The sequence below is a fragment of the Arthrobacter sp. USHLN218 genome (genome assembly GCF_037144715.1).
Taxonomy (GTDB): domain Bacteria; phylum Actinomycetota; class Actinomycetes; order Actinomycetales; family Micrococcaceae; genus Crystallibacter.
Genome location: NZ_JBBCYT010000002.1, coordinates 161,074 through 174,379, shown reverse-complemented (window position 1 = coordinate 174,379; position 13,306 = coordinate 161,074). Strand labels below are relative to the sequence as shown.

General features: G+C 68.3%; 16 protein-coding genes. 8 read left to right on the top strand and 8 right to left on the bottom strand.

Annotated elements, in window-relative coordinates:
* Positions 1–128 precede the first annotated feature (128 nt).
* The 4 genes from WFH44_RS04450 to WFH44_RS04435 all read left to right on the top strand — a co-directional run bounded on the left by WFH44_RS04450 (position 129) and on the right by WFH44_RS04435 (position 3,701).
* Positions 129–566, top strand: coding sequence for a VOC family protein (locus WFH44_RS04450; protein ID WP_336712096.1), 438 nt, complete (start codon positions 129–131; stop codon positions 564–566).
* 66 nt (positions 567–632) lie between these two features.
* On the top strand, positions 633–1,610 hold the full coding sequence (locus WFH44_RS04445) for a 1,4-dihydroxy-2-naphthoyl-CoA synthase (protein ID WP_336712095.1): 978 nt from the start codon (positions 633–635) through the stop codon (positions 1,608–1,610).
* 9 nt (positions 1,611–1,619) lie between these two features.
* Entirely contained in the window at positions 1,620–2,765 is a 1,146-nt protein-coding gene (locus WFH44_RS04440; RefSeq protein ID WP_336712093.1) for an AMP-binding protein, read from the top strand.
* A gap of 54 nt (positions 2,766–2,819) precedes the next feature.
* Complete coding sequence (locus WFH44_RS04435; RefSeq protein WP_336712092.1) at positions 2,820–3,701, top strand: 1,4-dihydroxy-2-naphthoate polyprenyltransferase; 882 nt, start codon at positions 2,820–2,822, stop codon at positions 3,699–3,701.
* Between the two features lie 15 nt (positions 3,702–3,716).
* Here WFH44_RS04435 and WFH44_RS04430 read toward each other — a convergent pair whose 3' ends face one another.
* Positions 3,717–4,031: a DUF4229 domain-containing protein gene (locus WFH44_RS04430; RefSeq protein WP_336712091.1), complete on the bottom strand. Its 315-nt coding sequence runs from the start codon at positions 4,029–4,031 to the stop codon at positions 3,717–3,719.
* Positions 4,032–4,137: 106 nt separating this feature from the next.
* Here WFH44_RS04430 and WFH44_RS04425 point away from each other — a divergent pair, with 106 nt between their 5' ends.
* Positions 4,138–4,527, top strand: a complete 390-nt coding sequence (locus WFH44_RS04425) for a PLD nuclease N-terminal domain-containing protein (RefSeq protein WP_336712090.1) — start codon at positions 4,138–4,140, stop codon at positions 4,525–4,527.
* 142 nt (positions 4,528–4,669) lie between these two features.
* On the opposite strand, the gene ccsB is transcribed toward WFH44_RS04425, so the two are convergent.
* The 5 genes from ccsB to WFH44_RS04400 all read right to left on the bottom strand — a co-directional run bounded on the left by ccsB (position 4,670) and on the right by WFH44_RS04400 (position 9,462).
* Positions 4,670–5,692, bottom strand: a complete 1,023-nt coding sequence (gene ccsB / locus WFH44_RS04420; protein ID WP_336712088.1) for a c-type cytochrome biogenesis protein CcsB — start codon at positions 5,690–5,692, stop codon at positions 4,670–4,672.
* A gap of 14 nt (positions 5,693–5,706) precedes the next feature.
* On the bottom strand, positions 5,707–7,347 hold the full coding sequence (gene resB / locus WFH44_RS04415; protein ID WP_336712086.1) for a cytochrome c biogenesis protein ResB: 1,641 nt from the start codon (positions 7,345–7,347) through the stop codon (positions 5,707–5,709).
* A complete protein-coding gene (locus WFH44_RS04410; protein ID WP_336712084.1) occupies positions 7,347–8,129 on the bottom strand; it encodes a cytochrome c biogenesis CcdA family protein in 783 nt (260 codons plus the stop codon). The genes resB and WFH44_RS04410 overlap by 1 nt, the downstream gene beginning before the upstream one ends.
* Before the next feature lie 2 nt (positions 8,130–8,131).
* Positions 8,132–8,692 (bottom strand): TlpA family protein disulfide reductase, encoded by a 561-nt coding sequence (locus tag WFH44_RS04405; RefSeq protein WP_336712897.1) that lies wholly within the window; start codon positions 8,690–8,692, stop codon positions 8,132–8,134.
* Between the two features lie 107 nt (positions 8,693–8,799).
* Entirely contained in the window at positions 8,800–9,462 is a 663-nt protein-coding gene (locus tag WFH44_RS04400; protein ID WP_336712082.1) for a histidine phosphatase family protein, read from the bottom strand.
* Positions 9,463–9,598: 136 nt separating this feature from the next.
* On the opposite strand from WFH44_RS04400, the gene WFH44_RS04395 reads away from it, so the two are divergent.
* Together WFH44_RS04395 and WFH44_RS04390 are read left to right on the top strand one after the other, a co-directional pair.
* Complete coding sequence (locus WFH44_RS04395) at positions 9,599–10,144, top strand: YceI family protein (protein WP_336712080.1); 546 nt, start codon at positions 9,599–9,601, stop codon at positions 10,142–10,144.
* 178 nt (positions 10,145–10,322) lie between these two features.
* Positions 10,323–11,204, top strand: coding sequence for a hypothetical protein (locus WFH44_RS04390; RefSeq protein WP_336712078.1), 882 nt, complete (start codon positions 10,323–10,325; stop codon positions 11,202–11,204).
* Positions 11,205–11,214: 10 nt separating this feature from the next.
* On the opposite strand, the gene WFH44_RS04385 is transcribed toward WFH44_RS04390, so the two are convergent.
* Together WFH44_RS04385 and WFH44_RS04380 are read right to left on the bottom strand one after the other, a co-directional pair.
* Positions 11,215–11,928 carry a redox-sensing transcriptional repressor Rex gene (locus WFH44_RS04385; protein ID WP_336712077.1) on the bottom strand — a complete coding sequence of 238 codons (714 nt, stop codon included), beginning with the start codon at positions 11,926–11,928 and terminating at the stop codon, positions 11,215–11,217.
* A 76-nt stretch (positions 11,929–12,004) separates the two neighbouring features.
* The gene (locus WFH44_RS04380; protein WP_264795758.1) at positions 12,005–12,262 is read right to left on the bottom strand and encodes a glutaredoxin family protein; all 258 of its coding nucleotides are present in this window, start codon (positions 12,260–12,262) and stop codon (positions 12,005–12,007) included.
* A 129-nt stretch (positions 12,263–12,391) separates the two neighbouring features.
* Between WFH44_RS04380 and WFH44_RS04375 the strand changes: the two genes are divergently transcribed.
* Positions 12,392–13,210 (top strand): HAD family hydrolase, encoded by an 819-nt coding sequence (locus tag WFH44_RS04375; RefSeq protein ID WP_336712075.1) that lies wholly within the window; start codon positions 12,392–12,394, stop codon positions 13,208–13,210.
* The last annotated feature ends 96 nt before the right edge of the window (positions 13,211–13,306 follow it).

Below are 13,306 nucleotides of genomic sequence, written 5' to 3'. Positions count from 1 at the left end.
ACAGTAGCGGATGCCCCGCTGCGGAGCGGGCATGACCACGGCGCGGTGGGCAAGAAGACGCGGCAAACAGGACCAAAGCCGTCCGGTATCCCCTGTTGCCGGCGGGCGAGCGCTCCTAGAGTCGGTGCATGACCTTCAACATCCAGGTAGCCGTAGACAGCGCCGATCCGCACAAGCAGGCCGACTGGTGGGCGGAAACCCTGGGCTGGATCGTGGAGCCGACGGACCAGGAGTTCGTCTCGGACATGATCGCCAGGGGCTATGCCAGCGACGAGGACACGATCATCCACAACGGTGTCCGGGTCTGGAAACCCGGGGCCGCGATCTGTCCCGGCAGCGAGTCCGGCGAGCGCGGACGCCGGCGCATCCTGTTCCAGGCCGTGCCCGAGCCCAAAACAACCAAGAACCGCGTGCACTGGGACGTGGACCTCGCCGGTGAAGACAAGGACGAGGCCAGGGCGAGGCTCGAAGCGCGGGGAGCCAAGTTCCTGCACGACGGACGGGAAGGCCCGCACATCTGGTACGCGATGGCCGATCCGGAGGGCAACGAGTTCTGCATCTCCTGAACCGGCGGAACCCGTTGACCCGGCTGGACCGGGGCCTGTCCGCCCGGCGGCGATAGACTCGAGGGCGTGAGTTCAGATCATGCCGCACCAGCACCAGCCGACGTCCTGCCCGCAAAGGTCTCGGACGTGTTCGACCCGACCCGGTGGCGGGAGGTCTCGGGCTTCGGTTTCCAGGACCTGACCTACCACCGCCAGGTGGAGCGCGACGCCGATGGCCGGGTACTCCGCGACCTGCCGACGGTGCGGATCGCCTTCAATCGCCCGGAGGTGCGCAACGCCTTCCGGCCGGGAACGGTGGACGAACTCTACCGGGCCATGGACCATGCCCGGATGACCCCTGACGTTGCCACCGTGCTGCTCACCGGAAACGGCCCCTCCCCCAAAGACGGCGGCCACTCCTTCTGCTCCGGCGGGGACCAGCGCATCCGGGGCCGCGACGGCTACAGGTACGCAGACGGGGAAACCCAGGAGACCATCGACCCCGCCCGCGCCGGACGGCTCCACATCCTCGAAGTCCAGCGGCTGATGCGCACGATGCCCAAGGTGGTCATCGCCGTCGTCAACGGCTGGGCCGCGGGCGGAGGGCACAGCCTGCACGTGGTCTCCGACCTGACGATTGCGTCCCGCCAGCACGGGAAATTCAAGCAGACGGACGCCACGGTCGGCAGCTTCGACGCGGGCTACGGCTCGGCGCTGCTCGCCCGCCAGATCGGGCAGAAGGCGGCGCGGGAGATCTTCTTCCTGGCCCGCGAGTACTCGGCCGAGGACATGGTCCGGATGGGCGCCGTCAACGAGGCCGTGGACCACGAACGGCTCGAGGAAGTGGCCCTGGAATACGCCGCGGACATCGCGCGGCAGTCCCCGCAGGCCATCCGCATGCTCAAGTTCGCCTTCAACCTGGCCGACGATGGCCTGGCCGGCCAGCAGGTCTTTGCCGGAGAAGCGACCCGGTTGGCCTACATGACGGACGAGGCCGTCGAAGGCAAGGACGCCTTCCTGCAAAAGCGGGATCCGGACTGGTCCCGCTTCCCGTACTACTTCTAGGCGCCGCCGATGGAACTGGCAGCAGCGCTGGGGGCCCTGTCCGCGGCGATGGCCGGGCAGGGTCCCGCCATCGAACTGGCGGCTGACGGCACCCCGAACCCGGTAGCGTCCGGCGGCCTGGCCCCGGGCACCGCAGCGGTGGTGCGCACCTCGGGCTCCACCGGAACGCCCAAGGCCACCATGCTCGGAGCCGAAGCCCTGGCCGCGTCCGCCCGCGCCACCGCGCAGCGCTTGGGCGGCGAAGGGCAGTGGCTCCTGGCGCTCGGACCGAACTACGTAGCCGGCCTGCAGGTGCTGGCGCGCTCGATCCACGCGGGCACCCGCCCGGAGGTGATGGACCTGTCGGCCGGGTTCACGCCGGAGGCCTTCACGGAAGCCGCCGACCGCATGACCGGACGCTTCCGCATCACGTCCCTGGTGCCGACGCAGCTGCACCGGCTGCTCGAGTCTCCTTCCCAGGGCGCGGTCAAGGCACTGTGCAGGTTCGACGCGATCCTCCTTGGCGGCGCCCGGCTGCCGGACAGCCTGCGCGCCGCGGCCGCACGGCATGCCCTCAAGATCGTGCAGACCTACGGCATGAGCGAAACCTGCGGCGGCTGCGTGTACGACGGCGTGCCGCTGGACGGGGTGCGCCTGGCTTTCGACCAGGGCCGGATCCTGATCGGCGGCGACGTGGTTGCCGCCGGCTACCTGGACAACCCGGAACTGACGGCCGCCCACTTCCACCGCGCCGAGGGCACGCGCTGGTTCCGCACCTCGGACCTCGGTGCCGTGCACGACGGCGTCCTCTCGGTCAGCGGTCGCGCGGACGATGTCCTCATCACCGGGGGCGTCAAGGTGTCGGCCGCAGCCGTCGCCGCCGCCATCGAGGCCGTGCCAGGTGTGCGGGCGGCCCTGGTGGCCGGTATCGACAACCCCGAATGGGGCACCCAGGTGGGCGCCGCCGTCGTCGGCACCGCTACCGAGGACGAGATCCGCTCCCACGTCCGCAGGGAACTCGGCGGACCGGCCACCCCGCGCCACATTGTGACGCTGGACGCGCTGCCGCTGCTGGAAAACGGCAAGCCGGACCGGCTGGCCGTCGCCGAGTTGCTGAAGAGCACGGCCGACGTGGCGCCGGCTGGACGCCGCCGGCCGCCGGGTGCGGGAGAATAGAACGTTGCGGCCGCGTGCCGCCCCCTGAGCTTCGAGACTGAGAAGGACCTAACCGTGGCAACAGCCGGCCAATGGATTGAAGGCGCCCGCCTTCGTACCCTCCTCATGGGCGTCGCCCCCGTGATCGCGGGCAGCGCCGCCGCCTACGACCTTGAGGCGTTCCACCCGCTGCGGGCGCTGCTGGCCCTGCTCACCGCGCTGCTCTTCCAGATCGGCGTGAACTACTCCAACGACTACTCGGACGGCATCCGCGGCACCGACGACGTGCGCGTCGGGCCGCTGCGGCTGACCGCCTCCGGCCTGGCCTCGCCTAAGTCGGTCAAGTACGCCGCCTTCGGCTGCTTCGGGGCGGCCATGCTGGCCGGGCTGGTGCTGATCATGCTGTCCGGCACCTGGCCGCTGCTGCTCGTCGGCGTCGGCTGCGTGATCGCCGCCTGGGGCTATACGGGCGGCAAGAACCCCTACGGATACATCGGCCTCGGCGAGGTCTTCGTCTTCCTGTTCTTCGGCCTGGTTGCCACCATGGGCACGACCTACACGCAGGCCCTCGCCGTCAGCTGGGCCTCGTTCCTGGGCGCCGTCTCGATCGGGCTGCTGGCCAGCGCCCTGCTCATGGCCAACAACGTCCGGGACATCCCCACCGACCGGGAGGCTGGCAAGATGACGCTCGCGGTGCGGCTCGGCGACGAGGCGGCACGGATCAGCTACGTCATGATGCTGGCGCTGGCCCTGCTGCTGCCGCTGCTGCTGATCAACGACCACCCGTGGATCCTGCTGGTGCTGCTGGTCTCGCCCCTGTGCATCACGCCGTCCTGGGTGATGCTGCGCAGCCAGCGGCGGCAGGACATGATTCCGGTGCTGAAGCAGACCGGCGTCATCAGCCTGTGCTTTGCCGCCGCGTTCACGCTCGGAATGGTGCTGACGCAGCTGGTCTAGCCGGCAGGGCGGGGGTCAGTCCTTCCGCGGACGGGGCTTGCGGTCCGCGTCCACGCCCAGCTGGCCATGGCGGTCGACCGCCTCGTCTTCGGCCATCGCGTCCGAGATCTCCGTCGAGGTGCGCAGCGGGGCGGCCTTCCCGGAGAAGCGGTACTGCAGGCTCGCCGACGCCGCATCGCGCATCTTGCGGAAGAACAGGTACGTCACGCACCAGGCGATGACCACGGCAACGATCGCGGAGTACACGATGCCAAGATGCAGGAAGAGTCCAAGGATGAAGACCAGGACGACGATCCCGAGCCTGAGTGCGGTAAATTTCCAGAAAGCCACCACACAAGTTTACGCCGTCGCGGACGTCAAGGGCCGCCGTCGTGCCCTTAGCTGAATACGCCCTCCCGCCGTCCGGGTCCAGCCGCCGCTCAACTACAATTTAGATATGGTTCGCGTGTACATTCTGCTCGTCGTGGTGGCTGTCGCAGTCATCATCTATGCGCTCATCGAGTGCATCCGCTCACGGCCGCAGGAAGTGCGCAGCATCTCCAAGCCTGCCTGGATCCTGACTATCCTGCTGGTTCCGCTGATCGGCGCGCTGCTGTGGTTCCTCTTCGGCAGGCCGCGCTCCACGCCGCAGCCCCAGGTCCAGCAGCGCCGCCCGATGGCTCCCGACGACGACGTGGCCTTCCTGCGCAAGCTGGAGCACCAGCGCCGCGTGCAGCAGCGGGAGGCGGAGCGGCAGAAGCGCGAATACGAGGCCAAAAAGAAGGAGCAGGGCGGAGCCGCGGACAAGCTCGGCGAGCAGGACCCGGACAACCCGGGGCCCCGCTAAGCCCCCGCAGGCGAAAGGGACCGCACCCGCCCTTCCCCTGCACCCCGCACAAACAGAGAGCCCCGCAGGATCATCCTGCGGGGCTCTCTGCGTCTCTCTGCATCTTTCCCGGTTTCTTCCCGGTCAGAGCAGTCCGTGCGGCCTACTGGAGGCCGGAGTAGCTGTGCAGCCCGGAGAAGAAGACGTTGACGATGGAGAAGTTGAAGATCACGCACAGGTAGCCGACGATCGACAGCCAGGCGGCACGCGTGCCGGTCCAGCCGCGGGTGGCGCGGGCGTGCAGGTAGCCGGCGTAGACAACCCAGATCACGAAGGTCCAGACTTCCTTGGTGTCCCAGCCCCAGTAGCGGCCCCAGGCCTTCTCGGCCCAGATCGCGCCGGCCATAAGCGTGAAGGTCCAGAGGACGAAGGCGACGGCGTTGATCCGGTAGGCGACGTTCTCGAGGGTCAGCGCGGACGGGGCCAGGCGCATGAACGCCAGCCGGTCCGGCTGTCCGGCGCGGGCGCGGGCCTCGCGGTTGGCCTGCAGCAGCTGCAGCACGGACATCGCGAACGTGAGCGTGAACAGCGACGAGGCGATCACGGCAACGGATACATGGATGACCAGCCAGTAGCTCTGCAGCGCCGGGACGAGGTGGGCGACCGGCGTCGGGAATCCGATAGCAGCCGCGCACAGCATGATGACGACCAGGCCGATCACGAAGGAGCCGAGGAACCGCAGATCCTTCTTGACCAGGGTCAGCAGGTACACCACGGCCACCACCAGGGCGCCGGTGGTGCAGAACTCGTACATGTTGCCCCACGGCACGCGGTGCGCAGCAATGCCGCGGCTGATCACCCCGGCGGCCAGGATGATGGCACCGAGGACGCTGAGGGCGACGCCGATGCGGGCGGCGTTGCGGCGTTCGCCGGCGTAGTTCATGGACTCGTCCGCAACGGCGATATCCGCCGGGGTATCGGCGGCCGGCCCTGCACCGCCCCCGACGGTGGCCGGGACCTTCTGTTCGGCGCGCTGTTCGGCGAGCCGGTTCTCCACCGCGCGGATGGTCTTGCTGGAAGTTGCCAGGTCCCAGCAGAAGGCGATGAAGGCCACGGTGAACGCCATGGCCGCCAGCAGTATGAACAGCTCGCTGTATTGGCCGAGGGTTTCGTCAATGCTTGGCATGCTCGGGCACGTCCTTAGGATTCGTTGACGCCGACGGCGTCCCGGTCATTGTGGGCAGGCCGGTCCCCGGCCAGCCACTCTTTTTCGAAAAGCTTGCGCAGCGCGGCCGATTCGGCAGCCAGCCGCGGATCCTCGCCGCGGGCCAGCAGGCCCCATTCGACCATGGTACGGCCGTCCTCGTGAGTTCCCGTCCGGACCCAGACACGGCGCCGTCCGATGAACAGCGAGGCGCCCAGCCCCAGCAGCGCGAGCGTCGAGAACACCAGCGCCCCGCCCTGGCCCGGATCATGGTCGACGTCCAGGGCGACGTACCGCTTGAGCCCGTCGAAGGTGATGCTCCCCAGGCCGTCCGGCAGCTTCGCGCTTTCGTAGGCGCCGAGTTCGATACCGCCGGCTTCCTGCTTGCGGTCGTTGAGGACCGTCAGGCCGCTGGTGTCGAGCACGTACACGTTTTTCGGATCGCCGTTGTCCAGGCCCAGGTCGCCCTTGTACGAGTTCAAGTACAACCGCGGATTGAACGGATCCGGATCGCTGCCCACGGCCACGCCGTCTTCGCCCTCGACGGCCGTCGGCAGGAAGAAGCCGACAAACCCGAGCTGCTCCGGCTTGGCGTCCGGCACCTTGATCGCCATGGTGGACGTGTAGGCGCCGTCATTCGGCACCGCGACGACGGGGCCCTGGTACGCCACGTTGCCATCGCCGTCGCGCACCGTCACCACGGGAGCGTAGCCGTTGCCGACGAGGTAGACGTTGGTCCCGCCGATCGCCAGCGGCTCGTTCACCTTCAGGACCTGCTTCTTCGCCTCGGCCCCCGGAGCGTCGCGCGTGGTCATGTTCGCGGTGAAGTCCAGCGGCTGGCCATAGTGGGTCTTGGACTCGCGGTCGAACTCCACCTCGAACTTGTCCAGCTGCAGCGAGTACGGCGCGAGCCGGTCCTCGTGGAAGTTGCTGCCCGGCGTGAAGTTGTCGTAGCTGACCAGCGTGTTGACGAAGGACTCGCCCTCCACGATGATCTTCTGCCCGCGGTAGCCGAACAGGCCGCCCACCGCCACGGAAATCAGCACCCCGATCAGGGACACGTGGAAAACCAGGTTGCCGACTTCCTTGAGCATGCCGCGCTCCGCCCCGACGGACGGGCGGTCCGTGTCGGTGTCGCGCACGTGGACGCGGTAGCCCCGGCGCTTCAGCACCCGGGCGGCATCTTCGACGGCGGTCTGCCGGGTTACCGACGAGCCCGCCGGCAGCGCCATGGCCGCGTACTCGGGCAGCCGGGAGAGCCTCCGGGGGGTCCGAGGCGGCTGCGCGCGCATGGCCTGCCAGTGCTTGATGGCCCGCGGGATCACGCAGCCGATCAGCGAAACGAACAGCAGCAGGTAGATCGCGGAGAACCAGACCGACGAGTACACATCGAACAGCTGGAAACGGTCCAGCCACGGTCCGGTCTGCGGATGGTCGGTGATGTACTGGGTCACCACGGCGGGGTTGGCCGGGCGCTGCGGGAACAGCGAACCGGGGACCGCGGCCACCGCGAGCAGCAGCAGCAGGAACAGCGCGGTGCGCATGCTCGTCAACTGGGCCCAGATAAAGCGCACGGTGCCGAGGAAGCCCAACTTGGGCAGCTCGACGTCGTACTTTTTGGCGGTTGTCTTGCTCATCAGATGGGGAGCCTCACTTCGTTGGCGAACCAGTCCTGCAGTTGCGTGACCCAGCTCCCCCACAGGCCGCTGGCCATCAGCAGGCCCAAAACTACCAGCAGGCCGCCACCGGCCCGCTGGAGGAACAGCCGGTGGCGGCGGAAGAAGGCCATCGCGCCCATGCCGCGGCGCACGCCGAGGGCAATCAGCAGGAAGGGGACCCCGAGGCCAAGGCAGTAGACAAAGGCCAGGAAGGCGCCCTTCGTGGCGTCGGCGCCGCCGGAGAAGGCCAGCGCCTGGACGGCGGAGAACGTCGGCCCGATGCACGGCGCCCAGCCCAGGCCGAAGGTGATGCCCAGCACCGGCGCACCCCAAAGGCCGGCCGGCGGGCGGGAGTGGATCTTCCGGTCCCGCTGGAACCAGCTGAGTCCGCCCATGAAAACGATGCCCATGACAATAACGACGACGCCGAGCAGTTGCGTTACCCATGCGGCTTCCGTGCCCTTGAGCCAGGCGCCCAGCTGGCCGAACACCGCTCCGATCGCCACGAAGACGGCGGAGAAACCAAGGACGAACAGGCCGATTCCGGCGAACATGCGGCCGCGGCGCTGGCTGTCCAGGTCCACGCCGGTCAGGCCCGTGACGTAGCCCAGGTAACCCGGCACCAGCGGCAGCACGCACGGTGACATGAAGGAGACGAGTCCCGCCAACATGGCTACCGGAATGGCCAGCAGCACGGAACCGCTGAGTACGGTTTCGCCGAAGAGGTTGCCGACCGAGCCGGGGATGTAGCTGATTCCCACGGTCAGGCGGCCGCGGTGTCGCGGATCAGGGTCTTCAGCGTGCCCTTGTCGGCCACCCCGAGAATCCGGGCGGCAACGCGGCCTTCCTTGTCCAGCACCAGTGTGGTGGGGACGGCCTGCGGGGGGACGTAGCTGGTCATGGACAGCAGGATGCCGCCGTCCTTGTCCTTGAAGCTCGGGTAGGTCACACCGAAGTTGCGCTCGAATGCCTCGGCCGTCGCCTTCTCGTCGCGCACGTTCACGCCGTAGAACCGGGCGTCCTTGCTGAATTCCTGGCTCAGGGCCTGCAGGTCCTTGGCCTCCAGCCGGCACGGCGCGCAGGCCGCGTACCAGAAGTTGAGCACGGTCACTTTGCCCGTCCAGCCGGACGAGTCGACCTTGCTGCCGTCGAACAGCGTGCCGGTCAGCCGGACGGGTTCGCCGCGGCTGCCCGGGTCATATTCGGTGACCGATCCGTCGCCGGCGATATAGTTCTTGTTGTCGCCGGCGTTGGCCTGCTGGGCCAGCGAGTCCTCCACCGTGCAGGCGGCCAGCGGCAGCGCGAAGACCAGCGCGGCGCTCATCTTGAGCAGGGACCGGCGGTTCAAAGGCTCAGGGGTATTCGCAGTCACAATCACACTTTTCTACGTGGGCTGGGGGCTTCCCACTTCTACAACGCGTAGTAATTCTATTACGCTCCCGGGAGATTGGCCGCACCGGGCAGCAGGTCCGCGCTCGGCTCGCAATACTCCACCCCGGCGAGGTGCTCGCCGTCGAACTTCAGGCTGGTCACGGAGGCCAGCGTGCACTGCCGCCGTCGCGGGTCGTGCCAGAGCCGACGCCGCTCCGCGGCCAGGCGCGTGACCCAGATGGGCAGCTGGTGGCTGACCATGATGGCCTCCGCCCCCGGGCCGCCGATTTCCTCGGCGGCCTTCCGCGCATCTTCCGCCGCCGCCATCACCCGCAGGACCTGGGCCGTGTATGCCTCGCCCCAGGACGGCCGCATCGGATTGCGCAGGGAGGCCCAGTGCCGCGGATCGCGCAGCTGCCGCCTGATGTCCGCCAGGCCCTCGAAGCGGTTTTCCGCCTCGATAATCCGGTCGTCGGTGACGATTTCCAGGTTCAGCGCCGCCGCGGTCGGCTGGGCCGTCTCCTGCGCCCTGGTCAGCGGCGACGAGACGAGATAGCAAATGTTGGCACCGTGGGCGACCCGGTCGGCGAAATAGTCCGCCGCCCGCTGCGCCATCTTCTGGCCCAGCTCCGACAGGTGGAACTCGGGCAGCCTGCCATAGAGCACACGGCCCGGATTATGGACTTCTCCGTGGCGGAGCAAATGAACGGTCGTTGGCGGCATGGTCTTAAGTGTCTCAAAGGAGGCCGCTATTGCCCAAAGCGCGGGCCGCCGCAAGAATGGCCGGGGAGGGCCCTCGAGCGCGGGCCCTTGAGGCACGAACCGTTGATCCAGGCATCTACCATTCCAGGAGTTCACGATGACACTGCCCCAGGGCCTCACCGAAGGCATTTGGAAACTCGACCAGGCGCACAGCGAGATCGGCTTCACGGTCCGCCACGCCGGCATCAGCAAGGTCCGCGGACGATTCACGGACGCAGACGCCGAAGCGCGCGTCGGAGCGACACTGGCGGACTCGACCCTCCACGCGACCGTCAAGACCGCCAGTTTCAACTCGGGCGAGGCCAACCGTGACGCACATGTGAAGGGCCCGGATTTTTTCGATGTCGAGCAGTTCCCGGAGATGACCTTCGTCGCGACGGGGGTTGAGGGCGACGGCGAGGAGTACACCCTCACGGGCGACCTCACCATCCGCGGCGTCACCAAGCCGGTCGAGGTCGAGGTGGAATTCACCGGCGTCGCCGTCGACCCGTTCGGCGCCACCCGCGCCGGCTTCACCGGCGAGGCCGAGATCAGCCGCAAGGAGTTCGGTCTGACCTGGAACGCGGCGCTCGAGGCGGGCGGAGTGCTGGTCAGCGACAAGGTGAAGATCAACCTGGACGCAGCGCTCATCAAGCAGTCCTGAACCGTCGCCCGCGGGCCAGGGCCCTGCGCTTCCGCCCCGCCCGCCGGCGGCGCCGAATATCATCCTTTCGAGCTAGTCACAGCGCACTCGGCGCCGCTGTAATGTTGGCTTAACAGGCCCTGCGAAGGCGCCTGCAAGCGTCCGCCGCTTCCTGTGCAGCCAAGAAAAGGATCCGACCATGTCCACTCCTGAAAACCAGCCCGACCCCTCCGGCCAGCCGGAACAGCAGCGCGGCCAAGCGGCCAACGGTTCTGGCCAGGAGCAGCCCCGGTACGGGCAGAACCCGCCGCAGTACGGTCAGAACGCCCCTCAAGACGGACAGAGCCAGCCCCAGTACGGGCAGAACGCACCCCAGTACGGACAGTCCGCCCCTCGATACGGGCAGAACCCGCCCCAATACGGCCAGAACGCACCGCAGTACGGACAGCAGCCCGGCCCCTACGGCCAGTCCGCTCCCCAGTACGGCCAAAACCCGCCGCAGTACGGACAGGCTCCCCAGCAGTACGGCCAGCAGCCCGGCCCCTACAGCTACCAGAGCGCCCAGCCGGGCCAGTACAGCTACCCCTCCTCCCAGCCGCAGGCGGGCGCTGTGCCAACCCGGCCCAAAGAAGTAGTCATCGCCTTCTGGCTGATCATCGCCGCGGCGGTGCTGACCGCCATCTCGATCATCACCTCGCTCGCCACGATGGACACCCTCCTGGCGGGTATGGCGGACGACCCGGCCGTCCGCGACGCCCTCGCCCAGACCGGCGGCGAGATCAGCGAACAGCAGTTCATGGACATGATGAGCGGCACGGCGGGCGTCGTCCTCGTCATCGCGGGCCTGATCGCCGTCGGCCTCTACCTGATGGTGGCCTTCGGTGTGAAAGCCGGCAAGAACTGGGCCCGCATCACCGGCACGGTTTTCGCGGCGCTGTCGCTCGTGGGCCTGGTGCCGTTCGGACTCAACACGCTGACAGCGCTTCTGGGCATCGCGGCGATCGTGCTGTTGTTCATGCGGCCGTCCAACGAGTTCTTCAAGGCCGTCTCGGCCCGGAAGTACGGCATCTACGGCCGCTGACCGGCCGGCTCTAGCGGGCGCTGCGGGCGCGGGATTCGGAACCTGGTTCCGATTCCTGCGCCCGTTGTGCGTGGTAGGCAAGAATCTGCAGTTCGGTGGCCATGTCCACCTTGCGCACCTCGACGCCCGGCGGCACCTGCAGGACGACTGGAGCGAAGCTGAGGATACTGCGCACCCCGACGGCCACGAGTTCGTCGCAGAGCTCCTGCGCGGACCGGGCCGGAACCGCCAGGACCACCATGTTCACTCCGGTGCGCGCCAGCACCTTCTCCAGGTCCCTGACCGCGCTGACCTTCAGCCCGCCGACCTCGGAACCGATGATGGCGGGGTCGGCGTCGAAAATGGCCGCCACTTCGAAGCCACGGGTCGTGAAGCCGGAGTAGCCCGCCAGGGCCCGGCCAAGATTACCGGCGCCGACAATGGCGACCCGCCACTCCTGGGTCAGGCCGAGGCGCGCGGCAATGGTCCGGGTGAGGAGCTGGACTTCGTATCCGACGCCGCGCGTGCCGTAGGAGCCCAAATAGGACAGGTCCTTGCGCAGCATGGCCGACTTCACGCCGGCGGCTTCGGCGAGCTCCTCCGAAGAAACGCGCTCCACGCCTTCGGCCAGCAGGGAGTTGAGGGCCCTCAGGTAAATGGTCAGCCGGGCCACCGAAGCGGGAGGAATGGGCCGACCGCGCATCTCCGGCCCCGCAGCGGGACCTGAAGGATCGTGGGTAGTCACGGTTCGGTCCTTACGCTATCGGTCTGTATCCCAACTGTAGGGGCTCGGTTCGGCGCCCACCAATCCGGCCGCACCGTCACGCGGTAAGCAAGCGCCGCAGCCGGTCCGGGTCGATGTGCCAGAAGTCCCGCTGCACGCCGTCGATCATCACGACGGGAATTTCCTCCGCGAAGCGCCGCTCCAGCTCGGCGTCGTCCAGGATCGACTGCTCCCGCCATTCCACCCCAAGTTCGCCGGCGACCTCGGCCACGGTGCGCCGCGCAGCCTCGCACAGGTGGCAGCCGGGCTTGGTCAGCAGCAGCAGGTCGTGCGACGGGGCGGGTGATTCACTCATGGCACCACGGTAGCGCGAGCCGTACTCGGGGCGCCACGCGGCATTCAGCCGCCGGAGACGGCGGCCAGGGCGGCACGGCGAGTTCCCGGGCGGTCTGCACCCGTGGACCTCGGTCGCTAGACTCGAGACATGCCGACAGCCGACCAGGACCCAGCCTCCCGCACCACCGGCCCGCCGGACCGGCAGGCAGCGGCCGCATTCTTCGACGTCGACAACACCCTGATGCGCGGGGCCAGCCTCTTCCATGTCGGCTTGAAGATGTACCAGCGCGGTTCCTTCCGGCTGCGCGACGCCCTCGGTTTCGCCATCAAGCAGGGCCGCTTCCTGCTCACGGGCGAGAACCTCAAGGACATCCACGCCGTCCGGGATTCTGCGATGGCCATCGGAACCGGCCTGCTGGTGAGCGACGTAAAGGCCCTGGGCGAGGAGGTCTACGACGAGATCATCGCCTCGAGGATCTGGCCCGGCACGCGCGCACTGGCGGACCAGCATCTGCGGGCGGGACGCCGCGTCTGGCTGGTCACCGCTACTCCCCTGGCGGTCGCCGAGGTCATTGCCGACCGTCTCGGCCTGACAGGTGCCCTGGGCACCGTGGCGGAAATCGCCGACGGCGCCTACACCGGAGCGCTGGTCGGCGAGATCCTGCACGGGCAGGCCAAGGCGGACGCCGTGGTGGAACTGGCCCGTCTGGAGGGGCTCAAGCTGGAGCGTTGCTGGGCGTACAGCGACTCGTACAACGACGTGCCGCTGCTGTCGCTGGTCGGCAATCCCGTGGCCATCAACCCGGACGCCCGGCTGCGCCGGCACGCGCGCGAGCACAACTGGCCGGTCTACGATTTCCGCAGCGGCCGCCGTGCTGCGACGCTAGGCCTGAAGGCCGCGACCGGCGCGGGAGCCATCTACGGTCTCTGGCGGGGCCTGAGCAGGGTCCGGCGTCCCCGCGCCTGATTGCCGGGGCTACCCGGCTGCGGGCCGGCGGCCGGGCGAAGGCCCGGTGTAGGCCGGGCTTAAAGACAGCAGGCCCGCCGGTTTCCCGGGCGGACC

Excerpts from the sequence above, each read along its gene's own strand:
- WFH44_RS04450 (WP_336712096.1), top strand. The coding sequence starts at position 129 with ATGACCTTCAACATCCAGGTAGCCGTAGACAGCGCCGATCCGCACAAG.
- WFH44_RS04440 (WP_336712093.1), top strand. The coding sequence starts at position 1,620 with ATGGAACTGGCAGCAGCGCTGGGGGCCCTGTCCGCGGCGATGGCCGGG.
- WFH44_RS04425 (WP_336712090.1), top strand. The coding sequence starts at position 4,138 with ATGGTTCGCGTGTACATTCTGCTCGTCGTGGTGGCTGTCGCAGTCATC.
- ccsB (WP_336712088.1), bottom strand. The coding sequence starts at position 5,692 with ATGCCAAGCATTGACGAAACCCTCGGCCAATACAGCGAGCTGTTCATA.
- resB (WP_336712086.1), bottom strand. The coding sequence starts at position 7,347 with ATGAGCAAGACAACCGCCAAAAAGTACGACGTCGAGCTGCCCAAGTTG.
- WFH44_RS04405 (WP_336712897.1), bottom strand. The coding sequence starts at position 8,692 with ATGAGCGCCGCGCTGGTCTTCGCGCTGCCGCTGGCCGCCTGCACGGTG.
- WFH44_RS04400 (WP_336712082.1), bottom strand. The coding sequence starts at position 9,462 with ATGCCGCCAACGACCGTTCATTTGCTCCGCCACGGAGAAGTCCATAAT.
- WFH44_RS04395 (WP_336712080.1), top strand. The coding sequence starts at position 9,599 with ATGACACTGCCCCAGGGCCTCACCGAAGGCATTTGGAAACTCGACCAG.
- WFH44_RS04390 (WP_336712078.1), top strand. The coding sequence starts at position 10,323 with ATGTCCACTCCTGAAAACCAGCCCGACCCCTCCGGCCAGCCGGAACAG.
- WFH44_RS04380 (WP_264795758.1), bottom strand. The coding sequence starts at position 12,262 with ATGAGTGAATCACCCGCCCCGTCGCACGACCTGCTGCTGCTGACCAAG.
- WFH44_RS04375 (WP_336712075.1), top strand. The coding sequence starts at position 12,392 with ATGCCGACAGCCGACCAGGACCCAGCCTCCCGCACCACCGGCCCGCCG.